The organism is Mycobacterium sp. 1482292.6 (assembly GCF_001672995.1).
GTDB lineage: Bacteria > Actinomycetota > Actinomycetes > Mycobacteriales > Mycobacteriaceae > Mycobacterium > Mycobacterium europaeum_A.
In genome coordinates this window covers 1-25,827 of the sequence record NZ_LZKV01000096.1, presented here as the reverse complement: position 1 = coordinate 25,827, position 25,827 = coordinate 1, and the positions used below count along the sequence as shown (strand labels likewise).

General features: G+C 67.8%; 19 protein-coding genes and 1 riboswitch. Of the genes, 12 read left to right on the top strand and 7 right to left on the bottom strand.

The features are described from left to right. From A5624_RS09940 to A5624_RS09930, 3 genes are all read right to left on the bottom strand, one after another. Positions 1-600, bottom strand: a 600-nt coding sequence (locus tag A5624_RS09940; protein WP_232002237.1) for an AMP-binding protein, incomplete at its 3' end; no start/stop codon positions are given. 21 nt (positions 601-621) lie between these two features. Beyond that, positions 622-1,362: a GntR family transcriptional regulator gene (locus A5624_RS09935; RefSeq protein WP_066865372.1), complete on the bottom strand. Its 741-nt coding sequence runs from the start codon at positions 1,360-1,362 to the stop codon at positions 622-624. Beyond that, positions 1,362-2,972 (bottom strand): SMP-30/gluconolactonase/LRE family protein, encoded by a 1,611-nt coding sequence (locus A5624_RS09930; RefSeq protein WP_066865369.1) that lies wholly within the window; start codon positions 2,970-2,972, stop codon positions 1,362-1,364. Before A5624_RS09930 ends, A5624_RS09935 begins: the two co-directional genes overlap by 1 nt. A 218-nt stretch (positions 2,973-3,190) precedes the next feature. Between A5624_RS09930 and A5624_RS09925 the strand changes: the two genes are divergently transcribed. From A5624_RS09925 to A5624_RS09890, 8 genes are all read left to right on the top strand, one after another. Next, positions 3,191-4,045 (top strand): SDR family NAD(P)-dependent oxidoreductase, encoded by an 855-nt coding sequence (locus tag A5624_RS09925; RefSeq protein ID WP_066865381.1) that lies wholly within the window; start codon positions 3,191-3,193, stop codon positions 4,043-4,045. Then, on the top strand, positions 4,045-5,445 hold the full coding sequence (locus A5624_RS09920) for an SRPBCC family protein (RefSeq protein ID WP_066865366.1): 1,401 nt from the start codon (positions 4,045-4,047) through the stop codon (positions 5,443-5,445). Before A5624_RS09925 ends, A5624_RS09920 begins: the two co-directional genes overlap by 1 nt. A gap of 8 nt (positions 5,446-5,453) precedes the next feature. Continuing rightward, entirely contained in the window at positions 5,454-7,301 is a 1,848-nt protein-coding gene (locus tag A5624_RS09915; protein ID WP_066865364.1) for an NAD(P)/FAD-dependent oxidoreductase, read from the top strand. Further along, positions 7,298-8,248, top strand: a complete 951-nt coding sequence (locus A5624_RS09910; RefSeq protein ID WP_066865361.1) for an SDR family NAD(P)-dependent oxidoreductase — start codon at positions 7,298-7,300, stop codon at positions 8,246-8,248. The genes A5624_RS09915 and A5624_RS09910 overlap by 4 nt, the downstream gene beginning before the upstream one ends. 13 nt (positions 8,249-8,261) lie before the next feature. Next, entirely contained in the window at positions 8,262-9,404 is a 1,143-nt protein-coding gene (locus tag A5624_RS09905; protein WP_066865358.1) for a CaiB/BaiF CoA-transferase family protein, read from the top strand. Between the two features lie 43 nt (positions 9,405-9,447). Further along, positions 9,448-11,160 carry a thiamine pyrophosphate-binding protein gene (locus A5624_RS09900; RefSeq protein WP_066865356.1) on the top strand — a complete coding sequence of 571 codons (1,713 nt, stop codon included), beginning with the start codon at positions 9,448-9,450 and terminating at the stop codon, positions 11,158-11,160. A gap of 28 nt (positions 11,161-11,188) precedes the next feature. Further along, the gene (locus A5624_RS09895; protein WP_066865353.1) at positions 11,189-12,616 is read left to right on the top strand and encodes an aldehyde dehydrogenase family protein; all 1,428 of its coding nucleotides are present in this window, start codon (positions 11,189-11,191) and stop codon (positions 12,614-12,616) included. Positions 12,617-12,854: 238 nt separating this feature from the next. Continuing rightward, complete coding sequence (locus A5624_RS09890; protein WP_066865350.1) at positions 12,855-14,849, top strand: acyltransferase family protein; 1,995 nt, start codon at positions 12,855-12,857, stop codon at positions 14,847-14,849. Positions 14,850-14,852: 3 nt separating this feature from the next. Here A5624_RS09890 and A5624_RS09885 read toward each other — a convergent pair whose 3' ends face one another. Further along, positions 14,853-15,512: an O-methyltransferase gene (locus tag A5624_RS09885; RefSeq protein ID WP_066865347.1), complete on the bottom strand. Its 660-nt coding sequence runs from the start codon at positions 15,510-15,512 to the stop codon at positions 14,853-14,855. Positions 15,513-15,612: 100 nt separating this feature from the next. Then, a riboswitch (M-box (ykoK) riboswitch) is annotated at positions 15,613-15,895 on the top strand. Positions 15,896-16,189: 294 nt separating this feature from the next. Between A5624_RS09885 and A5624_RS28555 the strand changes: the two genes are divergently transcribed. Beyond that, positions 16,190-16,348 carry a hypothetical protein gene (locus A5624_RS28555; RefSeq protein WP_197518939.1) on the top strand — a complete coding sequence of 53 codons (159 nt, stop codon included), beginning with the start codon at positions 16,190-16,192 and terminating at the stop codon, positions 16,346-16,348. Positions 16,349-16,472: 124 nt separating this feature from the next. Continuing rightward, positions 16,473-18,281 (top strand): NRAMP family divalent metal transporter, encoded by a 1,809-nt coding sequence (locus tag A5624_RS09880; protein ID WP_066865344.1) that lies wholly within the window; start codon positions 16,473-16,475, stop codon positions 18,279-18,281. Here the strand turns inward: A5624_RS09880 and A5624_RS09875 are convergent. Then, positions 18,273-19,217, bottom strand: a complete 945-nt coding sequence (locus A5624_RS09875; protein ID WP_066865341.1) for an NADP-dependent oxidoreductase — start codon at positions 19,215-19,217, stop codon at positions 18,273-18,275. The two genes, A5624_RS09880 and A5624_RS09875, sit on opposite strands and share 9 nt — an antisense overlap. A gap of 180 nt (positions 19,218-19,397) precedes the next feature. On the opposite strand from A5624_RS09875, the gene A5624_RS09870 reads away from it, so the two are divergent. After that, positions 19,398-20,006, top strand: coding sequence for a hypothetical protein (locus A5624_RS09870; protein WP_066865338.1), 609 nt, complete (start codon positions 19,398-19,400; stop codon positions 20,004-20,006). Between the two features lie 11 nt (positions 20,007-20,017). Here A5624_RS09870 and car read toward each other — a convergent pair whose 3' ends face one another. Both car and A5624_RS09860 read right to left on the bottom strand, forming a co-directional pair. After that, positions 20,018-23,599, bottom strand: a complete 3,582-nt coding sequence (car, locus tag A5624_RS09865; protein ID WP_304441840.1) for a carboxylic acid reductase — start codon at positions 23,597-23,599, stop codon at positions 20,018-20,020. A 114-nt stretch (positions 23,600-23,713) separates the two neighbouring features. After that, positions 23,714-24,469 (bottom strand): L,D-transpeptidase family protein, encoded by a 756-nt coding sequence (locus A5624_RS09860; RefSeq protein WP_066865335.1) that lies wholly within the window; start codon positions 24,467-24,469, stop codon positions 23,714-23,716. A gap of 395 nt (positions 24,470-24,864) precedes the next feature. On the opposite strand from A5624_RS09860, the gene A5624_RS09855 reads away from it, so the two are divergent. After that, positions 24,865-25,797, top strand: a complete 933-nt coding sequence (locus tag A5624_RS09855; RefSeq protein WP_066865375.1) for a LysR family transcriptional regulator — start codon at positions 24,865-24,867, stop codon at positions 25,795-25,797. The last annotated feature ends 30 nt before the right edge of the window (positions 25,798-25,827 follow it).

Genomic DNA, 25,827 nt, shown 5'->3' with positions numbered 1-25,827 from the left:
CAGCACGCCTTTAGGGCGACTCGTGGTGCCCGACGTGTAGAGCACCATGCGCACGGAGTCGGGATCCAGCGCCGGCAGCGCAGCGGCGTCGGAGGGCGGCTGCTGCAGCAGTGACCCGTACGGTGTGTGCGGACCGGCGTCACCGCGCAGCACCACCACCTCCGGCGCGCTGCTCATTGGCGTCGTCACGCGTTCGATCATCGCCGCGTAGTCGTGGCCGCCGTAGTTTTGCGGGACGAAAAGCAGTGCGGTGCCGGCATCGTCGAGGATGAAGCGCAGGTCGTGGTCGCGCAGCGACGGCAGGATCGGGTTCACCACCATCCCGGCGAGGGTTGCGCCCAGGTAGATGACGGCGGACTCGTGCCAGTTCGGCAGCATGAACGACACGACGCTGCCCGTCGGCATGCGCGCCGACAGGGCGACCGCGAGCGCGTTGGCCTGGGCGTAGAGCGTGGCGCAGTCCACCCGAGTATCGCCGTCCACCAAGGTGATTCGCCGGGGAGAGGCCTGGGCGGCCGCGCGCAGCGCGTCAGCCAGCGTGGTGTGCACCCATAAGCCGCGCCGGTATGCCTCCGACGCATAGGGCGCGTGGGCCCTCACCGCGGCCTCATCCGGGGCGGCCTATTCATCGACGCGACGCATGGTCATCGCGTACCGAAACCTCGACGACAGGTGGGTGTTGATCGTCACCTGGGCCACCTCACCGTCGGAGGTCGTGTAGGTGCGCCGCATCTGCAGCGCGGCCGTCCCCGCTTCCGCACCGAGTCCGTCGGCCAGTTCGGGTGACAGCAGGACGGCGGCGATCTCCTGGTGCAACTGGGCGACGCTCACGCCGAACAGATCCTCGATCAACGGAAAGATCGGGCCGACGTGGCGCTGCAGCAGCCTGCCGACGGCGGCGAAACTGCGGTTGATGTAGTACTCCGTTCGGCACATCGGCACCGACGCGCCGTCGGCCTGCCGATAACCGCGCACCGACAACCACTGGGAGCCGGCCTCGAGACCGGTGCGAGCGGCGAGCTCGTCATCGATCGTCACCATCGCGTTGGATTCGATGGTCAGTTGCGCGCCGGCAGCGAACGCGAGCAGGTCGTCGATCGACAGCGCGTCCTGGGCATAGGAACTCGACGCCGGCCGGGGTACCACCCGGGTGCCCGCCCTCGGCCGGGATGCGACCAGATTGTCCTCGCGCAGCCGGCGCAGTGCCTCGCGGATGGTGTAGCGGCTCACCGCGAAGCGCTCGCACAGCTGGTGTTCGGTGGGCAATTGCGACCCCACCGGGTAGACGCCGTCGACGATCTCCTTGCGCAGCGTGCGCGCGATCTGGAGGTAGCGGTGGTCGCCGGCCACGGCCTGGGGCATCAGGGACCGCCCGGGGTCGGGCGCAAGGCCAGCACGCTGCCGTCGCCGTCGGCCGAGACGTACAGCGTCCCGTCGCCCGCGGCGGTGATGCCGGCGAACGGGCCCTGCGGCCCGGAGAACGGCGGCATCCCACGCAGCGGTTTGGGCGTCACACCCGGCGGGGGACCAACCGGCAGACCGGATGCGATGGTTCGCCGCGCGTTGGTGCTCAGGTCGAACGCGACCAGCTCCTTGGCGCCGGCGTCGACGACGTAGAGCACTTCTCCGCGGACCAGAATGCCCTGGGGCCGTTGCAGATCGGCGACGACCGTGTCGGGGCTCGAGCCGTTCACCCGCACCACCCGGCCGGCTCCGGCCTCCGCCACCAGGGCGGACCCGTCCGCGCCGATCGCGACGCCGACCGGGTCGCGCAGCCCGGTCGCCAGCACCTCGACGCCGCCGGACTTCCATGACAGCACCCGCCCGGTGCCCAGCTCGGCGAACACCACACCGCCCGGGCTCAGGGCCACACCGTAGAGCTGGTCGAAACCGTCTGCGAGCACATCCGTTTCGTTGGCCTCCGGCCGATACCGGCCGACTTGGCCGCCGGAGGTCGTCACGACGAACTCACCGGGCCCGCTCGCCGCAATGCCGCGCAGGAATCCGGGGTATCCGGGGCTGAACAACATCCCGGCGGTGTGCAGGGACCCGTCGGGCAGGGCGACGTAGAAGTACGTGCCGTCGGCGATGTAGAGCTGCCCGTCGTGGCCCACCGCCAGATCGAGCGGCCAGTTGAGGCCGCCCGCCAGTACGGATTGCGTTGTGCCGTCCGGGTATATCTCGGTGATCTCGCCGGTGAAGTTGGAAACGAACAACCGATCGCCGACGAAGGTGCAGTTGTCCAGCCCCGGGTTCAGCTGGGCGATCAGGCGCTGTTCGCCGCTGCGCGGATCGATGCGCAGCACCTGTCCGGTTGCCACCTGCGTCGAGACGATGTGGCCCTGGGTGTCGAACTTGACCGAATCGGGCACACCGAGACCGGTTGCCACGCATTGCGGTTCGCCCCCGTCGGGGTCGACGCGCCAGATTTCGTTGGCCCCCATCACCGGGAAGTACAGCAGCCCGTCCGGGCCGACCTCCATCGCGTTCGGTGAGGGCACGTTCTCCAAGAGCACCCGTGGTGGCCCGCCAGCCAGGTCGAATTCCAGCAGCCGTCCGCCTTCACGGCATTCACCGATGAACAACCGGTCCCGATAAAAGGTGATCCCGTTGGCCGACGGCACGTCGTCGCGCAGGACGCGCGTTCGGCCGCCGGTGTCGCGCACGCTGACCCGGCCGTCCATCACCTCGGTGGCGTAGAGGTTGCCGGCGGCGTCGAACGCGACGTCGTCGGGCGCCACGATGTCGCCGCCCTTGGGGCTGGCGGTCACCAGTTCCCCGGTGCGGTGGTCCAGCGCGCTGATCTGGCTGCCGGTCACCTGGGCGATGTAGATGCGACCGTCCGGTCCGGTGCGCAGACCGTTGGCTCCGAAGAGCCGGCTGGGCGCGGTGACCCGTTCGAGCTCCCAGCCCTCGGCGACGTCGATGCGATGCGCCACTGGGTACCGCGATGGCTGCGTTGAGATGGGCATGGCTCGCCGAGGTCCTTCCGTCAGCCGTTTGGCTGGACGCTATCAATTCCTCCTAGTCCAGACAATAGCCGCCAAAGCGCGGCGAACCGACCTTGACAGCGATGTCCCCCGATCGGAATAGTGTTCTCCAAGGGGCAGAATGCGATATTTTGTCCGGACAAAAGGTTACCGATGCCGCCGTGGGTGGCGCGACGCCCGGCGGCAGGGGAAAGCAGGTCATGGCCGATCACGGGGATCTCCTAGGACTCGACGGGCGCGTCGTCGTGGTTTCCGGCGCCGGTGGCGGTGGCATCGGCACGACCGTCACGGCCATGACCGCCCGGGCCGGGGCCACCGTGATCGCGGTGAGCCGGTCGAAGGAAAACCTCGACGAACACATCGCCCCGCTGGCGCAGCAGGGCCTGCCCGTGCTGCCCGTCGCCGCCGACGTGTCGACCGACGAGGGCATCGCCGCGGTGCTCGACCACGCGCGCCGCGCCGGCGGTGACCTGTACGGGCTGGTCAATGTCGCCGGCGGCGCTGAGCCGTCGACGTGGATGCCGTCCACCCGGGTGGCGCGCGGTGACTGGCGCAAGATCTTCGCCGACAACCTCGAAACGGCCTTCTTCATGAGCCAGGCCGTGGCGGGCGAGCTCGTCGCGCGGCACCAGCCGGGATCGATCGTGTCGATCTCCTCGATCAGCGGCATGAACACCGCGCCGTTCCACATCGCCTACGGCACGGCCAAGGCCGCGATTGTGGCGATGACCCGCACGATGGCACTCGAGTTGGCGGTGGCCGGCATTCGGGTCAATGCCGTCGCGCCCGGCGTCACCGAGACGGCGGCCTCGCGCACGTACGTCGACGAGGATCCCGATCGCGACCGGCAGGCGATCGCAATGGGCCGCCGCGGCCGGCCCGAAGAGCAGGCCGGCGCCATCCTGTTCCTGCTCTCGAAGATGTCGAGCTACATCACCGGCCAGACGCTGCTCGTCGACGGCGGGCTGGACCTCAAGTGGAGCCACCTCGGCGCAGACAACACTTCGCTATTCCTCAAGGACGAATCCTTCCGCGCGGCAATCAGGAGGATGTGATGACCGATCTGGCCAAGGGCGCGAATCCCGAAGCGCCCGAGGAACTCTCGGCACCGATGACCATCGGCGTGGAGGCCTACATCTCCGAGGACTACGCTCGCGCCGAGCGGGACAAGCTGTGGCGCAAGGTATGGCAGCAGGTGGGCCGGGTCGAGGAGCTGCCCGAGGTGGGTAGCTACTTGACCTACGACATCCTCGACGATTCGATCATCGTGGTGCGCACCGGCGCAGCAGAGTTTCACGCGCACCACAACGTGTGCATGCACCGCGGCCGCCGGCTGATCGACACCCCCGACGGCGCCAAGAACGCCTGCGCGCGTACCCGAAAGTCGTTCGTCTGTGGCTTCCACGGCTGGACCTACGGTCTGGACGGCGCGTGCACCCATATTCGCGAACAGCAGGATTGGCAGGGCACGCTCACCCCCGACAACACCCACCTGCGTCCGGTGCGGGTCGATACCTGGGGTGGCTGGTTGTGGATCAACATGGACCCCGACTGCGAGCCGCTCGCCGATTTCCTGTTCCCCGCCGCGAAGATCCTCGACCCGTTCGGGCTGGAGAACATGCGCTACAAGTGGCGCAAGTGGCTCTCGTTCGATTGCAACTGGAAGGTCGCGCTGGAGGCCTTCAACGAGACCTACCACGTCTACACCACACATCCCGAGTTCAACAGGTTCGGCGAGTTCAAGGGGTGGGCGAAAGCCCAAGGCAAGCACAGCCACATCGGCTATGACGCGCCCGAGGACATGGAGGCCACCAAGTCCAAGATCCGGCTCGGCATCGGCGCCGATCCCCGCGTGTCGACCGCGGAGATGCAGGTGTACACGATGGAGGAAACCAACGCCACCACCACCCAGACGCTGGTGAACGCCGCCAAGCGACTGGTCGACGAGCTGCCCGAGGGGACACCGGCCGACAAGGTCCTCGAGCACTGGCTGGCCTCGGCGCGCCGCGACGACGAGGCCCGCGGCGTGATCTGGCCGACGATCCCCGCCGACATCCTGGGGCAGGCCGGGACCGCATGGCAGATCTTCCCGAACTTCCAGATCGGCCAGGGCTTGACCAGCGCGCTGTGCTACGGCGCGCGACCGCATCCCAGCTACAACCCGGACAAGTGCATCTTCGAGGTGTCGGTCTTCGAGCTGTACCCCAAAGGCCAAGAGCCGCAGACGGAATGGGAATACACTCCGGTCGGGGACCCCAGGTGGCGATCGGTGCTGCCGCAGGACTTCTCCAACATGGCCGCCGTGCAGCAGGGCATGAAGTCTTTTGCCTTCCCCGGCACCAAGCCCAACCCGTACCGCGAGCGCAGCACGGTCAATCTGCACTACCAGTTGTCGAGGTACATGGGCACCGGTGAGCCCCGAGAGCTTTCAGACAAGGAGCGCCCCCAGGCATGACCCCTGAGATGGAAAAGCACCAAGACGGTTGCGGGCCCACCCAGACACCCGACGACGTCGACATCGACGCGCTGCGCGAGAAGTACGCCCGGGAGCGCGAAAAGCGGCTGCGCAAGGAAGGTTCCAAGCAGTACATCGAGTTGGAGGACGACTTCGCCGGCTACTACGAAGTCGACCCGTACACGCCCGTGTCCCCGCGCGAGCCGATTCGCGAGGACATCGACGTCGCGGTGCTGGGCGGTGGCTTCGGGGGCCTGCTGTCGGCGGCCTACCTCAAGAAAGCGGGCGTCGACGACGTCCGCGTCATCGAACTCGGCGGCGACTTCGGCGGCGTCTGGTACTGGAACCGTTACCCCGGCATCCAGTGCGACAACGAATCATACTGCTACATACCACTTCTCGAAGAGCTAGATTTCATGCCGTCGAAGAAATTCGCTGACGGCGCCGAGATCTACCAGCACTGCCGCAACATCGGCAAGCACTTCGGCCTCTACGATTCGGCGATCTTCTCCACCCAGGTCCGCGACCTGCGGTGGGACGAAGAGATCAAGCGCTGGCGGATCAGCACCAACCGCGACGACGACATCCGCGCCCGCTTCGTCGTGCTGGCCTCGGGCCCGTTCCACCGCCCGAAGCTGCCCGGCATTCCCGGGATCAAGGACTTCAAGGGCCATGCGTTCCACTCGTCGCGGTGGGACTACGACTACACCGGCGGCGACACCAGCGGCAACCTGCACAAGCTCGCCGACAAGAAGGTCGCCGTGATCGGCACCGGCGCCACCGCGATCCAGATCGTCCCGTTCCTGGCGCGAGACGCCCAGCATCTCTACGTTTTCCAGCGCACCCCCTCGACGGTCGACGAGCGCAACAACGCGCCCACCGACCCGGAATGGGTGAAGACCCTGCGGCCGGGCTGGCAGCGGGAGCGGCAGCGCAACTTCCACTCCTGGACGTTCGAGGGCATGGCGCTGGGCCAGCCGGATCTGGTGTGCGACTTCTGGACCGAGCTCGGACGCAACACCGCCGCCCGGGTGCTCGCCCTGCCCGACCCCGCGGCCATGACGCCCGAGCAGTTCATGGCGATTCGGGAGGAAGAGGATTACAAGTTGATGGAGCGGCTGCGCCGCCGCATCGACGCGCTGGTCGAGGATCCCCAAACCGCCGAGGCGCTCAAGCCCTATTACCGATTCCTGTGCAAGCGGCCGCTGTCCAACGACGAGTACCTGCCGATGTTCAACCGGCCCAACGTCACCCTCGTCGACGTCTCCGATTCCAAAGGCGTGGAACGCATTACCGAAAAGGGCTTGGTGGCCAACGGTATCGAGTACGAGGCCGACTGCATCATCTACGCCAGCGGCTTCGAGATCACCACCGAGATCAGCCGCCGCTACTCGATCGAGGCCATCCAGGGACGGGACGGGCTGTCGCTGTTCGACTACTGGAGAGACGGCTACAAGACGCTGCACGGGATGACCAGCCGAGGATTCCCCAACCAGTTCTATACCGGCTTCACCCAGGTCGGCATCTCCGCCAACATCGCGGCCAACTACGAGCTGCAGGGCGAGCACATCGGGTACATCATCGCCGAGGCGCTGAAGCGCGGAGCTACCACCGTGGAACCCAGCCAAGCGGCGCAGGAGCAGTGGTGCGCGACGATCCGGGAAACCGCGATCGACAATTCGGCGTTCGACGCCCAGTGCACGCCCGGCTATTACAACAACGAAGGCGGTGGCGGGGGCGAGGGGATCCGGTCGCACCTGGGCGAACCGTACGGCCCCGGCTTCTACGTGTTCGAGGACCTGTTGCGGGTCTGGCGCGACAAGGGGGAGCTGGAAGGGTTGGTGCTCGGCGCTTGACCGAAACCGTTGCGCCCCAACTTCGATTCGACGACCGCGTCGCCGTGGTGACCGGCGCGGCCCGCGGGCTGGGCCGTGCGTACGCGCAGCTGCTCGCCTCGCGGGGGGCCAAGGTGGTCGTCAACGACGCCGGCGGCGGCCTCGACGGCGAGGGCGCCGACGCCGGCCCGGCCGAGCAGGTGGTCGGGGAGATCACCGCGGCCGGCGGCGAGGCGGTCGCCTGCGGCGCCTCGGTGGCGACCCGCGACGGCGGCCAGGAGATCATCGCGACCGCGCTCGAGCACTACGGACGCATCGACATATTGATCCACAACGCCGGCAACGTCCGCCGTGGCTCGCTCAAACAGATGAGCTACGACGACTTCGACGCCGTGCTCGACGTGCACCTGCGCGGCGCGTTTCACGTTGTGCGGCCCGCCTTTCCGCTCATGTGCGACGCGGGCTACGGCCGCGTCGTGTTGACGTCGTCGATCGGGGGGCTGTACGGGAACCACGACGTGGCCAACTACGCGGCGGCCAAGGCCGGCGTGATCGGGCTGGCCAATGTCGTCGCGCTGGAGGGTGCCGCGGAGGGGGTGCGGTGCAACGTGATCGTGCCGGCCGCGGTGACGCGCATGGCCGAGGGCATCGACACATCGGCCTATCCGCCGATGGGCGCGGAACTCGTTGCGCCGGTGGTGGGATGGCTTGCGCACGAGTCTTGTTCGGTAACCGGTGAACTGTTCATCGCGCTGGCGGGTCGGGTGGCGCGGGCGGTGATCGCCGAGAGCCCGGGAGTGTGCCGTCCGGCCTGGAGCATCGAAGAGGTCGGCGCCCACCTGGACGCGATCCGATACGCCGAGGCACCGCTGATTTTCCCGGTCGTCCCCGACGGACACAACGAGCACATCCGCTACAGCTTCGAGCTGGCTCAGAGGTTAACCGATCAAGGAGCGCTCAATGGCTAGCCCGACCGGCCCGATGGCGGGGCTGCGCGTCATCGACCTCACCGCGATGGTGATGGGGCCGTACTGCACGCAGATCATGGCCGACATGGGCGCCGACGTCATCAAAGTCGAACCCCCGCAGGGTGATAACACCCGCTACATCTCGGTGGGCCCCGCCCCGGGCATGAGCGGGGTGTTCGTCAACGTCAACCGGGGCAAGCGCAGCGTGGTGCTGGACCTGCAAACCGACGCCGGCGCCGGCGCGCTGCGCGCCCTGGTCGAGACGGCCGACGTGTTCATCCACTCGATGCGGGCCAAGGCGATCGCCAAGCTCGGCTTCGGCTACGACGACGTCGCCGCGATCAATCCCGCTGTCGTCTATACCAATTGCTACGGGTACGGGCGCCGCGGACCCGATCGCGACCGGCCCGCCTACGACGACACCATCCAGGCCGAATGCGGCCTGCCCGCGGTGCAACAACAGTTGACCGGCGAGGCCGACTACGTCGGCACCATCATGGCCGACAAGATCGCCGGGCTGACGGCGCTGTACGCGACGACGATGGCGTTGTTCCATCGCGAACGCACCGGGCAGGGGCAAGAAGTCGAGGTCGCCATGTTCGAAACCATGGCCTCGTTCATGCTCGTCGAACACGCCAACGGCGCCCTGTTCGACCCTCCGCTCGGGCCGGCGGTGTATCCGCGCACCGTGGCGCCCAATCGCCGCCCGTACCGCACCAGCGACGGCCATATCGCCGCGTTGATCTACAACGACAAGCACTGGAACGCGTTCATGAAAGCCGTTCAGCCACCGTGGGCCAGCGAGCTGTATGCCACGCTGGAGCAACGCGCCCGCGAGATCGACACCGTCTACGGGCTGGTGGCCGAGACGATGAAGGAGCGGACCACCGCGGAGTGGCTGGCGCTGTTTCGTGAGCTCGAGATACCGGCCGCGCCACTGAACACGCCCGAAGCGCTGTTCGACGACCCGCATCTGAACGCCGTCGGCATGTTCGAGACGGTGGACGGCCCGCACGGGCCGGTGCGGTTCCCGGGGGTGCCCACCTGGTTCTCGCAGACACCGGGCCGGGTCGCGGGGCCGGCACCCGACCTCGGCGCACACACCGCAGAAGTGCTCGCCGAGCTGGGCTTGGCCGTGGACGCTAACCCGGCATAACGCTTACCAACGAAATATCTTGTTAGCGAAGGAGTTTCCAACGATGGCTGTGCCCGTCTACAAACGCATTCTCGACCTGTTCGAGGCCGAGGGCGTGAACACCCTGTTCGGCATCCCCGACCCGAACTTCGTGCACATGTTCGCCGAGGCGGACGCGCGGGGGTGGTCGGTGGTGGCTCCGCATCACGAACTGAGCGCCGGGTTCATGGCCGAGGCGGCGTCGCGCATGACCGGCAACCCCGGCCTGTGCATCGGCACGCTGGGCCCGGGCATGGCGAACATCGCCGGAGCGATCCAGTGCGCGCTGGTGGAGAACTCGCCGGTGATCTTCCTGGGCGGGCAGCGCGCCCGGGTGACCGAGCGCCGGGTGCGGCGCGGCCGCATCCAATTCGTCCAGCAGGAACCGCTTTTCGCCGCGTCGGTGAAGTACAGCAGCTCGATCGAGTACGCCGACCAGACCGACGAGATCATCCACGAGGCCATCCGCAGGGCCATGTCCGGCACGCCCGGTCCGACCTACGTCGAGTTCCCGTCGCACGTCATCCTCGAGGAACTCGACGTCGACGCCGCCCCGCCACCGTCGGCCTACCGGCTGGTCAACCAGGGCGCCGGCACCCGCGAAGTGGCCGAGGCCGTCAAGCTGATCCGGGCGGCGCAAAGCCCGATCCTGTTGGTCGGCCACGGCGTGCACACCTCCCGCACCCAGCAGCAGGTCAAGGAGCTCGCTGAGCTGATGGCGTGCCCGGTGATCCAGACCTCGGGCGGCACGTCCTACATCCCGGGTCTGCAGGAGCGCACGTTCCCCTACCTGTTCTCGCCCGCGGCCAACGAGGCCGTCGAGGAATCCGATTTGTGCGTCGCGCTGGGCACCGAGCTCGGTGAGCCGATGCACTACGGCCGGACCCAGCACTGGGCCGCCAACAACGCGAACCGCAAGTGGGTGTACGTGGAGCAGGATCCGGCCGCCATCGGCGTCAACCGCCCGGTCGACGTGGCGCTGGTGGGCGATCTGCGCGGTGTGGTGCCGCAGCTGGTGGACGCGCTCAAGGATGGCCCGCGCAAGCCCGCGCCGGGGCTACAGGCTCTGGTCGAAAAGGATGCGAAAGAGCTTGCGGACGTGGCCGAGTCGGCGCCGTCCGGCCGGTCACCGATCCACCCGGCCCGCTACGTCGTCGAGGCCACCAAGGCGTTCAACGAACTCGACGACGGCATTCTCGTGCGCGACGGCGGCGCGACGGTGATCTTCCAGTGGACCTACTCGCAGTCCAAGCCGCGCGACGTGATCTGGAACCAGAACTTCGGCCACCTGGGCACCGGCCTGCCGTACGCCGTCGGGGCGTCGGTCGCCGAGGGTGGCAAGCGCCCGGTGATGCTGCTGACCAGCGATTCGGCGTTTCTGTTCCACATCGCCGAGCTGGAAACCGCTGCGCGGCAGAATCTTCCGCTGGTGTGCGTGGTGGGCGTCGACCACCAGTGGGGCCTGGAGGTGGGCGTGTACAAGCGCACCTTTTCCCAGCCGTCGCCGCAGCCCGGTGTGCACTGGAGCAAGGACGTCCGGATGGACAAGGTCGCCGAGGGCTTCGGCTGCCACGGTGAGTATGTCGAGAAGGAATCCGAGATCGGCCCGGCGATCGCCCGCGCCTACGCCAGTGGCAAAGTCGGCGTGGTGCACGTATGCATCGACCCGAAGGCCAATTCCGAGGAGATGCCCAAGTACGACCGATTCCGGACCTGGTACGCCGAAGGCACTCAGTAGGGCCCGCAGGAGAAAGAGGATCGATGTCATGCGCGAATACCTGAAGTTCTACATCGACGGACAGTGGGTCGACCCGGTGCGGCCCAACACTTTCGACGTGGAGAACCCGGCGACCGAGCAGGTGTCCGGGAAGATCTCGCTGGGGTCGGCCGCCGACGTCGACGTGGCGGGCAACGCCGCCCGGCGAGCCTTCACCGGCTGGTCGCAAAGCACCCGCGAACAGCGCCTGGACCTGTTGCAGGCCATCCTCGCCGAATACCAGAAGCGCGCGGACGATCTCGCGCAGGCGGTCACCGAGGAAATCGGCGCCCCGCCCTCGCTGGCCGCCGGGCCGCAGGTCTTCCTCGGGATCGGGCATCTGACCACGGCCATCGACGTGCTGAAGAACTTCCCGTTCTCCGAACAGAAGGGCGCGACCCTGATCGCCAAGGAGCCGATCGGCGTCTGCGGTTTGATCACACCCTGGAACTGGCCGATCAACCAGGTCGCGGTCAAGGTCTACCCAGCGTTGGCGACAGGCTGCACCGTCATTCTGAAACCGTCTGAGGTGGCGCCGTATTCGCCCTACATCTTCGCCGAGATCCTGGACGCCGCGGGCGTGCCGCCCGGAGTGTTCAACCTGATCAACGGCGACGGCGCAGGCGTGGGTGTGGCCCTGGCGAGCCATCCCGACATCGACATGGTGTCGTTCACCGGGTCCACCCGCGCCGGTGTCGAGGTCGCCCGGAACGCCGCGCCCACGGTCAAGCGAGTCACCCAGGAGCTCGGCGGCAAAAGCCCCAACATCGTCCTCGACGACGGTGGCTTCGCCGACGGCGTGCGGGCCGGCGTGGCCAACATGATGCCCAATTCCGGGCAGAGCTGTAACGCGCCGTCGCGCATGCTGGTGCCGAATTCCCGGATGGACGAAGCCATTAGCCTCGCGCGTCAGGCCGCCGAACAGATCCCGGTGGGCAACGGTGCGGCGACGGCGATCGGGCCGGTGGCGTCGAGGACTCAGTTCGAGAAGGTTCAGCGCCTGATCCAGCAGGGCGTCGACGAGGGCGCGACCGTGGTCGCGGGCGGCCCCGGCCGGCCGGCCGGACTGGACAAGGGTTACTACGTCAAGCCGACCGTCTTCGCGCACGTCACCAACGACATGACGATCGCCCGCGAGGAGATCTTCGGGCCGGTGCTGTGCATCCTCGGCTACGACGACCTCGACCACGCCGTCCAGATCGCCAACGACACCGAATACGGTCTGGCCGGCTTCGTGTCGGGGGCCGACCTGGACACCGCGCGCGAGGTCGCCCGCAAGATCCGCGCGGGTTGGGTGACGATCAACCACGCCTTCGACATGAACGCGCCGTTCGGCGGCTATAAGCGCAGCGGCAACGGTCGCGAGTGGAGCGAGTTCGGCTTCCACGAGTACCTGGAAGTCAAGAGCACCCTGGGCTACGCGCCCGACGAGGCCTGACGCGTCGGGCCGAAACCCGAACGCAGCACGACAGAAAACACCTCGCGTGTCCTCCACGTGATCCGGCGGGCCCGCCTCTAGGCTGGCTTGCTGAACTCAACAGGAGGGGCAGCGACGTATCGGCATCAACCATGGCGCCGGGCGAGATGGTAGTTACGGCGCGCTGACAGAAAGCACCGAGCCGGGCGGGTCCCACCCCGCACCGGCTCGTCGTTCTCGGCCCCGATGGGTCGCCCCGGTGCGCCGGGTCGGCCGGCTGGCGATCTGGGACCGGCCGGAGCGGGCCAGCGGAATCCCGGCACTCGACGGGCTGCGCGCGATCGCCGTCGCGCTGGTGCTCATCGGGCACGGCGGCATCCCCGGCGTCACAGGCGGATTCATCGGCGTCGACGTGTTTTTCGTACTCAGCGGTTTCCTGATCACCTCGTTGCTGCTGGACGAGTTGGGGCGCAGCGGTCGCATCGAGTTGACCGGCTTCTGGATTCGGCGCGCGCGACGATTGCTGCCCGCACTGGTGCTGATGGTGCTCACCGTGGCCGCGGCCCGCCAGCTGCTGCCCGACCGGTCGCTGACCGGCCTGCGCGACGACGCCATCGCCGCCTTCGTGTGGATGGCGAACTGGCGCTTCGTCGCCCAGAAGACGGACTACTTCACCCAGGGCGCCCCGCCCTCGCCGCTGCAGCACACCTGGTCCCTGGGGGTGGAGGAGCAGTACTACTTCGTCTGGCCGGTGTTGCTCATCGCGGTCACCCTGTTGCTCGCCGCACGCGCGAGGCGGCACTCGCGCCGAGCCACGGTCGGCGGCGTGCGGTTCGCCACGTTCCTGATCGCCACCGTGGGCGCGCTGGCCTCCGCGGCGGCCGCGATCGTGATGACGTCGGACGGCACCCGCGACCGGATCTACTTCGGCACCGATACCCGCGCGCAGGCGTTGCTGGTGGGCGCGGCGTCGGCCGCCCTGCTGGTTCGGGACTGGCCGTCGATGAACCGCGGCTGGTGCATGATTCGCACCCGGTGGGGTCGTCGGGTGGCCCGAATCCTGCCGGTGCTCGGTCTGGTGGGACTGGCGGCGGCGACGCACTACGCCACCGGCGCCAGCGGCGAATTCCGGCACGGCTTGCTGATCGGGGTCGCGGTGGCGGCCGTGATCGTGATCGCACCGGTCGCGCTCGAGCAGCGCGGGCTCGTCGCCCGGTTGCTCGCGGTGCGCCCGCTGGTGTGGCTGGGCACCATCTCCTACGGCGTGTACCTGTGGCACTGGCCAATCTTCCTGGCGCTCAACGGCGAACGCACCGGGTGGACCGGGTTGCCGTTGTTCGCCGTGCGGTGCGGGGCCACGCTGGTGGCGGCCGCGGTGTCGTATTGGCTGCTCGAACAACCCATTCGGTGCTGGCGACCGGCACGGGTGCCGTTGCTGCCGCTGGCGGCCGCGACGGTGGCCAGCGCCGCCGCGGTGACGCTGTTGGTGGTTCCGGTGGGCACCGGGCCCGGTCTGCGTGAGGTCGGTCTGCCGCCCGGTGTCTCGGCGGTCGCGGCGGTCTCGCCGTCAACGCCCGGCCCGAGCCGGCCCCGAGATGCCAACCGGCCGTTCACCGTCTCGGTGTTCGGGGACTCCATCGGGTGGACCTGGATGCACTACCTGCCTCCGACGCCGGGGTTTGCGTTTCTGGATCACACGGTCATCGGATGCAGCCTGGTGCGCGGCACTCCCTACCGCTACATCGGCCAGACCCTGGAGCAACGGTCCGAGTGTGACGGCTGGCCGATTCGCTGGTCGAGGCAGGTCAGCCAGGACCAGCCGGACGTCGCGCTGCTGGTCATCGGCCGCTGGGAGACGGTGGACCGGGTCAACGAGGGGCAGTGGACCCACATCGGCGACCCGACCTTCGACGCCTACCTCAATGGTGAGCTCGAACGGGCGCTGACCATCGTCGGCGGCACCGGTGTCCACGTGGTGGTCGCCACCGTCCCGTACAGCCGGGGCGGGGAAAAGCCGGACGGCCGCCTGTATCCGGAGGACCAGCCGGATCGGGTCAACCTGTGGAATGCCATGTTGCGCAAGACCGTGAGCCACCATCCGAACGTCGCGATCCTCGATCTGAACAAGAAGCTGTGTCCCGACGGGGTCTACACCGCCAAGGTCGACGGCATCAAGGTGCGCAGCGACGGCGTCCACCTAACCCCCGAAGGGGTGAAGTGGCTGACGCCGTGGCTCGAGGAATCGCTGCGGTAGCCGCTAACCGCTTGTGCGGCAGCTGATTTCCATGCTGTCGCTGTCGCGTACCTGGAAGTTGAAGCTCACGTAGCCGTTGTCGGGGTTGCGCACCCGGTCCAGATAGGGCGCCATGTCGGCCGAGCTGGCGTTGTCGGCGATCACCAGCACCCCGGGTGACAGGCGCGGTTCCAGCAGTTTGAGCACGGGCAGGTACAGGTCTTTCCAGCCGTCGAGTAGGACGAAGTCGACCGGTCCCGGCAATTCCGCCAGCGTGGACAGCGCATCGCCTTCGAGGATGGTGATGACGTCGTCCAAGCCGGTCTCGGCGAACGTCTGCTTGGCCGCGGCGATCTTGGTGTCGCTCAGTTCGGTGGTCACCACTCGGCCGGTGCCGTTGTCGCGCACCGCGGCGGCCAGGTGTACGGCGGAAATGCCGAAGGACATCCCGAATTCGACGACGGTGGCCGGGCGGGTGGCCCGGATCAGTGAATACAGCAGCCGGCCGGCTTCCGGTGTCACCGGAATGTAGAACTCGCTCATCGCATCGGCCCGCTCCTGCGCGGTCATCGGCCGATCGAAGGTGCCGCGCCGCTCGCGCAACAGCGACATCTGCTTCTTCGACTCGGCATACATGCGGTCGAGTACCGATGCGACCCGGGCATCCTGCAACGTTGTGGTCATGGCAACGAGCCTAGGCGCGCAGCCTGAGCGGGCGCTGGGAGTGCGGTGGCGGTTGTTACGCGTTTGACGAGCCTGCGACCACGGTGTCACTATGGACCCGCAAGCACCTCGGTAGGTGAGGCGTCTGCATGGATACAGGCCACTGACCCCGAACGTCGAGAGACGCCCCGGGTCAGGACAGCTCTTCCCGGACTAAGGGTTGAGCCCAAGTGGCTTCTGGACTGGGAGCGATCGCAAGCGCGGCGAAGCCGGGCGATGCGGGTCGCGACCATTGATCTGGGAGCGATCGCAAGCGCGGCGAAGCCGGGCGATGCGGGTCGCGACCATTGATTTGGGTCCGGATACGCCGTGCAGTGCCGAAGCTCCGTCGAGAGGGGTGCGACCCGCGGCGTGTGCCGCGGGCCATTCCTGCCTCTCTCGTTCAGGTGAACGTGGTGACACCCGCGTGTGTCTTGGCCGTGAGGAGGTGAGGGCGAGATGAGTCCCGGCGATAGTCCCTATCCGAAATCCGTCTTGTCCCGATCCGGTTCCGGCATTTCTTTCACCGCCTGACCCTCGCCTGGTCCCGCGCGGCTGAACCGCCATGCCGATGCCGATCGGTCCCTTCGGCAGGAGAAGATCATGGCTTTTGTTGTTACCCAACGTTTTCCGTTGCGTCCAGGATGCGTGGACGGTCCATGCTGCGCGCTGGCAGGTTGTTGGCCAACAGGTTGCACCTGCGGGCCGGCCTGACGCCGCAGGAGCGGGCCAACCTGTACGTCTCGAGGATGCCCATCGCGGTGGTCACCGCGTCGCTGGGTGGCCACGCCTCGGGTTCCGACAGCGACCACCGCTGAACCACTGCCTCGGCGACGGGCGTCACAGCGCCGCCCGTCGCCGTCGGCGCGCTGAGTGCCGCAACCACGACCGTGTCTATCCGCTCCCTCCTGGCGCGAACCTGTTCGAGATAGCGAGGATTCGATGACTTCGATCCACACCGGCGGCGGTCGCCGGGCCCCGGCGCCTGGCCGGACCCCTACCGCGCCGGAAAGCGCAGCCCCCGGCGCCGCAGGCGCTACCGTGCTGGATTCCGCGCACGCCGGCGACATCGTCGGCGCGTTCGGGCGCATCCGGCGCGACGGGACCGGCGCGTACGGGGCGTTCAGCGGACGCTGGCGGCGCCTGCGGACACTGGCGGTCATCATCGGTCCCGGACTGATCGTCATGGTGGGCGACAACGACGCCGGTGGCGTCGCCACCTACGCGCAGGCCGGCCAGAACTACGGCATGGGCCTGTTGTGGACGCTGGCGCTGCTGATTCCGGTGCTGTACGTCAACCAGGAGATGGTGCTGCGATTGGGCGCCGTGGCGCGGGTTGGCCACGCGCGCTTGATCTTCGAGCGGTTCGGCAAGTTCTGGGGCGCCTTCAGCGTCGGGGACCTGCTGATCCTCAACGCCTTGACCATCGTGACCGAATTCATCGGTGTGTCATTGGCTCTCGGCTTCCTGGGCTGCCCGAGGATCGTCGCCGTCCCGGCCGCCGCCGTGCTGCTGTTCGCCGTGGTGGCCGGCGGATCGTTCCGCCGCTGGGAAAGGTTGATGTTCCTGCTGATCGCGGTCAATGTGCTGATCATCCCGCTGGTGGCGCTGGTGCATCCGACCCCGAAAGTCACCGCCGCCGGCCTGATCCCGCAATTTCCCGGTGGGCTCAACTCGACGGTGCTGCTGCTGGTGGTGGCGATCGTGGGCACCACGGTCGCGCCATGGCAGCTGTTCTTCCAGCAGTCCAACGTGGTGGACAAGCGCATTACCGCCCGCTGGATCCCTTATGGCCGAGCGGATCTGGCCATCGGAATCGTCGTGGTGATGGTCGGTGCGACGGCGCTGATGGCGGTGGCGGCGTTCGGAATGGCCGGGACCGCCGACGCGGGTCACTTCACCGATGCGGGGGCGGTCGCCTCGGGGTTGTCCCAGCACCTGGGTCGAACGGTCGGGGTGCTGTTCGCCATCATCCTGCTGGATGCGTCGCTGATCGGCGCCAACGCCGTCGGGCTGGCGACCACCTATGCGGTCGGCGATGCCATGGGTAGGCGGCACTCGTTGCACTGGAAGATCAGCGAGGCCCCGCTGTTCTACGGAGGTTACGCGCTGCTGCTCGGGGTCTCGGCGGCGATCTCGTTCAGCCCCGATCACATCCTGGGCCTGGTGACCCAGGGTGTGCAGGCATTAGCCGGCGTGCTGCTTCCCTCGGCGACCGTCTTCCTGGTGCTGCTGTGCAACGATCGGGCGGTGTTGGGGCCGTGGGTTAACACTGTGCGGCAGAACATCATTGCGTGGACCATCGTGTGGTTTCTGGTGCTGCTCTCACTGGCATTGACGGCGACCACCTTCTTCCCCGGTCTCGCGACCGGCACCATCGAGGCGGGGCTGGCGGCCGGCGCGGTCCTCGGCATCGTCGGCGGCGCGGTGATGATCGTCGCCGGGCGGCGACACCGAAACCTGACCGAGGCGGAGGCCATCGTGCGCACCCTTGGGGGCGGCCTGGATCCAGGGGAGGTGGACGAACTCGAAGATGCCGCCTCGCTGAGGCGCGCCGAGCGGCGCGCGATACTTCGCCAGGACCGCGCGAGCTGGCAGACCCCCAACCTCGCCTTGCTCGATCGGCCGGCGATGTCGCCGATGCGCCGGGCGGGGCTGTTCACCCTGCGGGGTTACCTGGTGGTGGCGGTCGCCTTCGTCATCATCAAGATCGTGCAGGCCGGCGTCGTCGGCCCGGCCGCGTCACTGTGAGTTGGTCGGCAGCAGAACGATTTTCCCGTGGGTGTGCCGCCGCTCGAGCTCGGCGTAGGCATCGGCGACCCGGTCCAGCGGGTAGGTCGCGGCGATGTCGAACTCGATGACGCCGGACACGATCAGCTCGGCCATCTCGGCGAGCACCTCGGGCGTCGAGGCGTCCATGCTGCCCTCGGTCTTGGCGCCCACTTCACCGGCCTTCTCGAAGGAGATGATGGTGTCGATCCGCTCGGGCGCCACGCCGAGGTCGACGGCCAGCTGGACGTAGTCCGGGCCGAAGAGATCGATGAAGGCGTCGATCCCGTCGGGCGCCGCCGCGCGCAGCCGCTCGGCGAGTCCGTCACCATAGGCGACCGGAATGACGCCACGCGAGCGCAGCCAGTCGGCGTTGCCTGGCCCCGCGATACCGAGCACCCGGGCCTGACGCAACACCAGAAGCTGCACGACCAGGCTGCCCACCCCGCCGGCGGCGGCCGACACCGCGATCGTCTCGCCCCGTTGCGGCGCCACCGCGCGCACGGCCGCATAGGCCGTCGCACCGACCACGTAGAGCGAACCCGCTGCCTCCCAACCGAGTTGGGGAGGCTTGCGGATCAACTGCCCCACCGGAACCGCGGTGTGCGTGGCGTGGCTGGACCGGCGCATGCTGAACCCCAGCACCTCGTCGCCGACCGAGAACTCGGTGACACCGGCCCCCACGGCGGTGACGACGCCGGCGAGGTCGCTGCCCTGGCCGGAGGGAAAGGTAGCCGGGAAGATCTCGTGCATCGCCCCGGACCGGATGCCGGCCTCGCCGGGGTTGATCCCCGCGGCGCGCACTTCGACGACCACCTCACCCGGGCCGGGGGAGGGCATCTCGATGTCCGCCACGTACAACACCTCGCGCCCCCCGTACCGGTCGAACCGTACTGCGCGCGCCGCTGCGGCCGTCATACCGATCTCCTTCTGCGCGAGGATGCTGTCACCCCCGCCAGCATAGGCACGTCAAAGTGCTACCCCCGGGCGCCGAGCGGGCATATGTTCGTAGCAAGCCTGGGTTACACCACCATTTCGCCTGCGGTGTCGGGAGCCGCGGTGCAGGCCGGATACCGATGACACGTGGGAGGGACACGCGTGGGAGTTGATCGGATCGGCATCGCCGGCTGTGCCGTTGCCGTCATCGTGGCGGGGGCCGCGAGCGCCGGATGCGGTGGCACCGACAAGGCCGCACCACCGTCTTCGAGTTCGCCCACGTCGACCAGTTCCAGCGCGGTCACCGGCCCGCCGTCGGGCCAGCCCTCGGATTACGGCTTCCTGTTGATCAAGCCGAACGACGTCGGTGGCGGTCTGACCGCGCCCCAGTCACCCATGCTCAACCCCAACAACGCGCCGGGAGTCGCGCAGCTGTTCGCCAACGCCGACAGCAGCCGCCGGTTGTGGGACACCATCGTGATCGCCGCCGACCCGTCGGCGGCAGCGGCCGAATTGGCCACCACCCAAGGCAGTTACAACGGCAAGGTGAGCGGGACCTGGGCACCGCTTGCCGTCGGCGCCAACGGGGTGACCATTGCGGGCACCTCACCGGACAACTCCCAGGCGATGACGGTGTTGGTCTTCACCGAAGGCAAGGCCCTGGTCACGCTGGAATTCGACAGCGCGCCCAACGATCCGCTCGATCCGGCGGTCGCCCTCGACATCGGTCGCAAGCAGGATGCCGCGATCAAACACGGGCTCCCCGGCTAGCTCAGGCGTCGTTACACCAGGCCCAGTAGGCCCAGATCCGCGACGTACTTGTCGATCAGCGCCGCCGACAGGTGTGGAATATCTTGGTCTGCACCGATTTTCGCGGCCCGCACGGCCGCACGGAACACGTCGGTGGGGGCCGGCGCGCCGCGCAATGGTGTCTCCGGCTTGCGGTACGCGTCCAGCAATGGCAGCACCGAATGCTGACGCTGCTTGTCCGGCAAGGCGCGGATGGCCGTCGTGAACCGGCTCAGCCATTCGTCGTAGTCGTCGATGCGCCGGATGTCGTGCCCGGCGGCGATCAGCCAGTCGACGAACACATCCAGTGAGACGCCGTCGTCGTGCGGGTTCATCACATCGAAGGACCGATACGTCCCGGAAGCCTCAGCGGCCGTGGCGATCTGCTCACCCAGCGTGGTTACGGCTTCGGCCACGAAGTCGGCGGGCAGCCCGTCGTAGTGGGCCACCGCCCGGTTTCCGTGTGGATCGGTCTGGTAGAAGGAGGCCGGCGCGATGCCGGTGATCAACAAGCTGAACAGCAACCGGGTGAACGCATCCGGCACGTTCAGCTGGCCGGCGTAGCGGCTGTGCGCCAGGATCATGTCGGACCGGAACACGGCGACCGGCAACCCGCACAGGTCGTGCGCCTCGCGCAGCAACACCTCGCCGGCCCACTTGCTGTTCGCGTAGCCGTTCGCGTAACTGTCGTCGACCGGCCGTAACGCACTCACGGTGCGGATGTCACCATCCTCGGTGAACGTGGACGGATCGACCGACAGCGCCACCGCGACGGTCGACATGTACGTGACGGGTTTGATCCGGGTCGTCAGGGCCAGCCGAATCAGCTCGGCGGTGCCCACCACATTGGGGCCGAAGAGTTGGTCGTACGGCAGCACGTGGTTGACCAGTGCGGCCGGATGCACGATCAGGTCCACAGTTTGCGCGAGGCGCTCCCAGGTCGGCTGCGCCAACCCAAGTTTGGGTTCGCCGATATCGCCGACGATGACCTCGAGATGGTCGGCGGCCAGGGCGCGGAACCGCTCCAGCAAGTGCGGATCTCCGCTGTCGAAGACACCCTCCAGCCGTTTGGCGGCGGCCGAGGCGTCCGCGGCGCGAATGATGGAGATCAGTTTTCCGCCGGTTCCGGCTAGCCGCTCGAGCCACTCCAGGAGCAGGAAGCGCCCGAGATAACCATTGGCGCCGGTCAGCAGGACGGTGTGCGGTGTGCCGGTCACGTGCGGCAGCGTCGGGGCGTCGGCCAGGGTGGTGGCGTCGATGAACTTGTCCAGCGTGAGGTCCGCGGCGTAGGCCTGCGTCGCGCCCTGCCCGTGCACCGTGGCGAACGTCGGCCGCCGTGATCCCGATTCACGCTCGGCCTCAACGTATTTCGCGAGCTGACCCAGATCGGTCGCCGGTCCGGTGATCATTCCTACCGGCACCTCGACGTCGAAGATGTCGCGCAACAGGTTGGAAAACGTGAGCGCCGACAGGGAATCGCCGCCGAGCTCGATGAACAGAGCGTCGGGCGACGGCGGACCGCCGGCCAGGCCCAGCAGCGCCTCGGCGGCGCGGGTGAGAGTGACGATCACCGGGCGCTCGGCCGCGCCTTCGCGCAACGCGCGCAGTTCGGTCACCCGATTCTCGGCCAGCTCCGCGTACAGCTGTTCGAGCCGAGCACCGTAGTGCTCCTTGAGCTTTGGCCGCAACAGCTTGCCCACTCCGGACAGCAGGCCGTTGTCCTCGCTGAACCGCTCGGTCTCCACCAGGAAGTCGACGGGCACCTCGTAGGACTGCAGCTCGGCGAGTTTCGCCGTCTGGCGCAGGGATTCGCCGAGGGCGGCCTTGAGCCCGTCGGCGTCGCCGGCGAACCTCTGGGCGGCGTCGTCGGTCGGAACGACCACGGCCAGCAGGTAGGGCCGTTCGCTGTTGCCGTAGATGAAGATCTGACGCACCAGAGCCGCGCTGGAGAACACCGCTTCCAGGCGCGCGACGGCGACGAACTCACCCTGGGCCAACTTCAGTACGTTGTTGCGGCGGTCGACATAGGAGAGCCGGCCCGGCTCCAGCTCGGCCATCACGTCACCGGTGCGGTAATAGCCGTCGGCGTCGAACGCCTTGGCGGTGACATCGGGTCGCTTGAAATATCCGGGCGTGGCGGTCAGCGACTTCACCAGCAATTCGCCTCGCGGATAAGGCTTGTCGGTGCGGAAATACCCCAACTCGGGCACATCGATGAGCTTGTAGTCCAGCACCGGGGGCTGGGTGATCCGCCCGTCCTTGGTCACCATGCCCACCTCGGTCAGGCCGTAGCCGTCGAGAACGTGGACGTCCAAACAGGTCTCGATGAAAGCGCGCATCTCTGCCGCCAGCGGCGCCGTGCCGCAGAACGCGGTCACCACGCGTCCACCAAGGACCTGCTCACGCAGCTCGGCTTGTGCCTGCGCCTCGGCGGCGGGCGTCTCGACGCCCGACAGCTCGAGTCGGTCGACCGCACTCTGGTAGCGCTGGTACAGCATCTCCGCCACCCGCGGCACCAGCCCCATTTCGGTGGGGCGCACCAGGTTCCAGTCGTCGAACAACGTCGACAGATCGCTTTCCGGGACGAAATAACTCGTGCCGCCGGCCTGGAACGCCGTCGACAGCGGTATCCGGCCGCCCAGGTGATTCAGCGGCATGAAGTTCACATTGATGACCGGCGTGTCCGCGAAGTCGGGCATCAGTTCGGTGGTCCACAGCTTGCAGAGCATCCGCTCGGTGTACATGGCGCCCTTGGGCAATCCGGTGCTGCCCGACGTGTACATGATCATGGCCAGTCGCTCATCGGTGTCGCCGGTGAACATCGGCTCCGGTGGCAGGTTTCGTCCGCGCTCGATCACCTGCGCGAGCGTCTCGATGGTCACCGCGATGCCGGCGCCAGACAGCTTGGCCTGCGCGCGTTCGACGGCCTCGCGCTGGTCGTCGACCTCGGGCTGGTAGTCGAAGACCACCACCCGCCGCAACGACGAGCTGCCGAGCGCCGCGTCGACGGCGAGGTCGAGATAGCCGACACCGGCGGCCAATACGGACGGCTCGACCTCGTCGACGATCGGCTTCAGTCGTGACGGGGTCGTGTTGTGCTGCAGCGGCACGGCCACCAGCCCGAGATAGCCGCACACGAGATCGATGGTGAGGTATTCGGCGCTCGCGAAACCCACGGTGGCGACGAAGTCCCCGGGCGCCACGGGGTTGGTGGCGTCGTGTCGCCATGCTGCGGCGATGGCGCGGACATCGGCCCACAGCTCGCGGTAGGTCATGGTGTCGAATCGGGGCAGTAGCTGCGCGCTGGTGCGGCCGGTGCCGGGGTCGGTGGTCAAGGAGCGGGCGCGCCAGCCCAGTGCGGGCCGCTCGGCATAACCCTGGGCGAAGATTTCCAGGATCTGCGGCAGCCGCAGACCGGGTTGGCGTGCCGCGCTCTGCAGGTCGGGTTCGGGCTTGGTGGTGCGGAACTCTTCGTCGCGGGCGTCCAGATCGCTGATGCGGTGGGCTACCTGCCGGCGCACCGCGCTGATCGGGCCTGTGGAGCTGCCTTTCGCGCGCTTCGCTTCATCGGTCATGGCCCGCCTCTCGTTCAGATCCAGTCGTCTACCGGAACGAACCCCCGCGGTGCAGGCTTCCGTTCAGCCGTTGTGACGGTTGTCACACGCGGGTGGAGAGGTGGGCGGTGCGGCTCAGGCCACGACCTGAATGGGGTCGCCGACATTCACCTCGTTGAAGTACCAGGCGGCGTTGTCGGGGCTGAGGTTGATGCAACCGTGGCTGACGTTGGCGTAGCCCTGGGAATCGACCGACCAGGGCGCCGAGTGCACGTAGACGCCGCTCCAGGTGACGCGAACGGCGTATGAGGCGGTGATCTTGTAACCCTCGGGGGAGCTCAGCGGGATGCCGATGGTCCGCGAGTCCATCACCACGGTGCGCTGCTTTTCCAGCGCGGTGAAACTGCCGATCGGGGTGGGCCGGCTGGGCTTGCCCATCGACGCCGGCATGGTGCGCAGCACCTCGCCGTCCCTACTCACCGTGAAGGTGTGCTTGGAGATGCTGGCGACGCCGAGCAGCGCTTCCCCGGTGTCGAAGCCGGTCGTCAGGGCCTGAATTCCCACCGAGACGTGGGTGTGGGCGGGCCAGTACTGATTCGGCACCCACTGCACCACGGAGTTGTGGATCCACTCGAAGTGCCCCTCCGTACCGCTGGGCGAGGTGACGTGGATCGACCGCTCGACGGCCGACCGATCGGCGACGGGGGCGGTGAACGTCACCACGACGGGGTGGGCCACCCCCACCAAGGCGCCGTTAGCGGGCAAAACCGAGGCAACTTCGGGGGTGGGTTGCGGTACCGGCACCGCGGCGGTGCCGCGACCGACCGGCGCGATCAGGCCTATCGCCGTGATCGCGACCATAACAAATAGATAACGAACGCCTCGGCGCATAGCGTCCACCCTTCGAGATGGTGCGATCAACACACGAACATCCTACTGGTTACCCACTGACCACCGGTTTCAGCAAACAATGACAGCTCGGTCCGCTCGCCACGGTCACGATCCGATCACCGATCGGGTTCAGTTGCGTCAGCAGCGCGGCAGGTGGGCATGGTGGCCGAGCGCCGTCCCGCGGGCCGGGCAGCGGACTCGGGCCGCACCTGCGTGAAAGCGGCACCGATACTTCGGTTCTCGCGGGATCGCGACGCCGAGCGGCCCGGATGTGTCGATCCCTCGCCGCAACCCGGTGGCCGGCGCACGCGGACTTGCTTGGCCCGCCCGCCGGCAACGCGTTAGCCTCAGCGGATCGGCGCCCGAAGGCCGAGCCCGAATACGAGGGAGTGCGGATGCTCTTCCGTCAGTTGGAGTACTTCGTTGCGGTCGCTTCCGAGCGGCACTTCGCCCGGGCTGCCGAAAAGTGCTTCGTATCCCAGCCCGCGTTGTCGGCCTCGATCGCCAAGCTGGAACGGGAACTGAACGTCACGCTGATCAACCGCGGGCACAGCTTCGAGGGCCTCACGCCCGAAGGCGAGCGGTTGGTGGTGTGGGCCAGGCGGATTCTCGCCGAGCACGACGCCTTCAAATCCGAGGTGGACGCCGTGCGCTCGGGCATCACCGGGACGCTGCGGTTGGGGACCGTCCCCACCGCGTCCACGACGGCGTCGCTGGTGCTCTCGGCGTTCTGTTCGGCACACCCGTTGGTGAAGGTGCACATCCTTTCCCGGCTCGCCGCAAGCGAACTGTACCGGCGCCTGCGCGAATTCGAGCTCGATGCCGCCATCGTGCACGCGGCGCCCGACGAGGCCCACGACGTGAACTTGGTCCCGCTCTACCAGGAGCGCTACGTGCTGCTGGCGCCGGCGGACATGGTGGGATCCGGTGCGGCCACGATGAACTGGGCGCAGGCCGCGCAATTGCCGTTGGCGTTGCTCACGCCCGACATGCGCGATCGCCAGATCATCGACAAGGCCTTCGCCGACCATTCCATCGTCGTCAACCCACAGGTCGAAACTGATTCCGTGGCATCGTTATTCGCGCAGGCATCGGCAGGCAACTGTGCGTCCATCGTGCCGCACACGTGGCTGTGGACGTCGCCGCTGGGCAGCGACATCCGGGCGGTGGAAATGGTTGATCCGGTGCTCAAAGCTGATGTCGCCCTGGCCACCAACTCCACCGGGCCCGGGACGCCGATCGCCCGCGCGCTGGCCACCTCCGCCGGACAGCTGGCGCTGGACGAGTTCTTCGACGCGCAGCTGTTAGGGCTTACCCGCCGGCGTTGACCGCCGCAGGCGGTGTCGCCGCGCTGGCCG

Bases quoted from the DNA above. Each gene is read 5' to 3' on its own strand.
- A5624_RS09920 (WP_066865366.1), top strand. From the start codon at position 4,045: ATGACCGATCTGGCCAAGGGCGCGAATCCCGAAGCGCCCGAGGAACTC.
- A5624_RS09930 (WP_066865369.1), bottom strand. From the start codon at position 2,972: ATGCCCATCTCAACGCAGCCATCGCGGTACCCAGTGGCGCATCGCATC.
- A5624_RS28555 (WP_197518939.1), top strand. From the start codon at position 16,190: ATGCTGCGCGCTGGCAGGTTGTTGGCCAACAGGTTGCACCTGCGGGCC.
- A5624_RS09895 (WP_066865353.1), top strand. From the start codon at position 11,189: ATGCGCGAATACCTGAAGTTCTACATCGACGGACAGTGGGTCGACCCG.
- A5624_RS09885 (WP_066865347.1), bottom strand. From the start codon at position 15,512: ATGACCACAACGTTGCAGGATGCCCGGGTCGCATCGGTACTCGACCGC.
- A5624_RS09875 (WP_066865341.1), bottom strand. From the start codon at position 19,217: ATGACGGCCGCAGCGGCGCGCGCAGTACGGTTCGACCGGTACGGGGGG.
- A5624_RS09925 (WP_066865381.1), top strand. From the start codon at position 3,191: ATGGCCGATCACGGGGATCTCCTAGGACTCGACGGGCGCGTCGTCGTG.
- car (WP_304441840.1), bottom strand. From the start codon at position 23,599: ATGACCGATGAAGCGAAGCGCGCGAAAGGCAGCTCCACAGGCCCGATC.
- A5624_RS09880 (WP_066865344.1), top strand. From the start codon at position 16,473: ATGACTTCGATCCACACCGGCGGCGGTCGCCGGGCCCCGGCGCCTGGC.
- A5624_RS09860 (WP_066865335.1), bottom strand. From the start codon at position 24,469: ATGCGCCGAGGCGTTCGTTATCTATTTGTTATGGTCGCGATCACGGCG.
- A5624_RS09935 (WP_066865372.1), bottom strand. From the start codon at position 1,362: ATGCCCCAGGCCGTGGCCGGCGACCACCGCTACCTCCAGATCGCGCGC.
- A5624_RS09855 (WP_066865375.1), top strand. From the start codon at position 24,865: ATGCTCTTCCGTCAGTTGGAGTACTTCGTTGCGGTCGCTTCCGAGCGG.
- A5624_RS09900 (WP_066865356.1), top strand. From the start codon at position 9,448: ATGGCTGTGCCCGTCTACAAACGCATTCTCGACCTGTTCGAGGCCGAG.
- A5624_RS09915 (WP_066865364.1), top strand. From the start codon at position 5,454: ATGGAAAAGCACCAAGACGGTTGCGGGCCCACCCAGACACCCGACGAC.
- A5624_RS09905 (WP_066865358.1), top strand. From the start codon at position 8,262: ATGGCGGGGCTGCGCGTCATCGACCTCACCGCGATGGTGATGGGGCCG.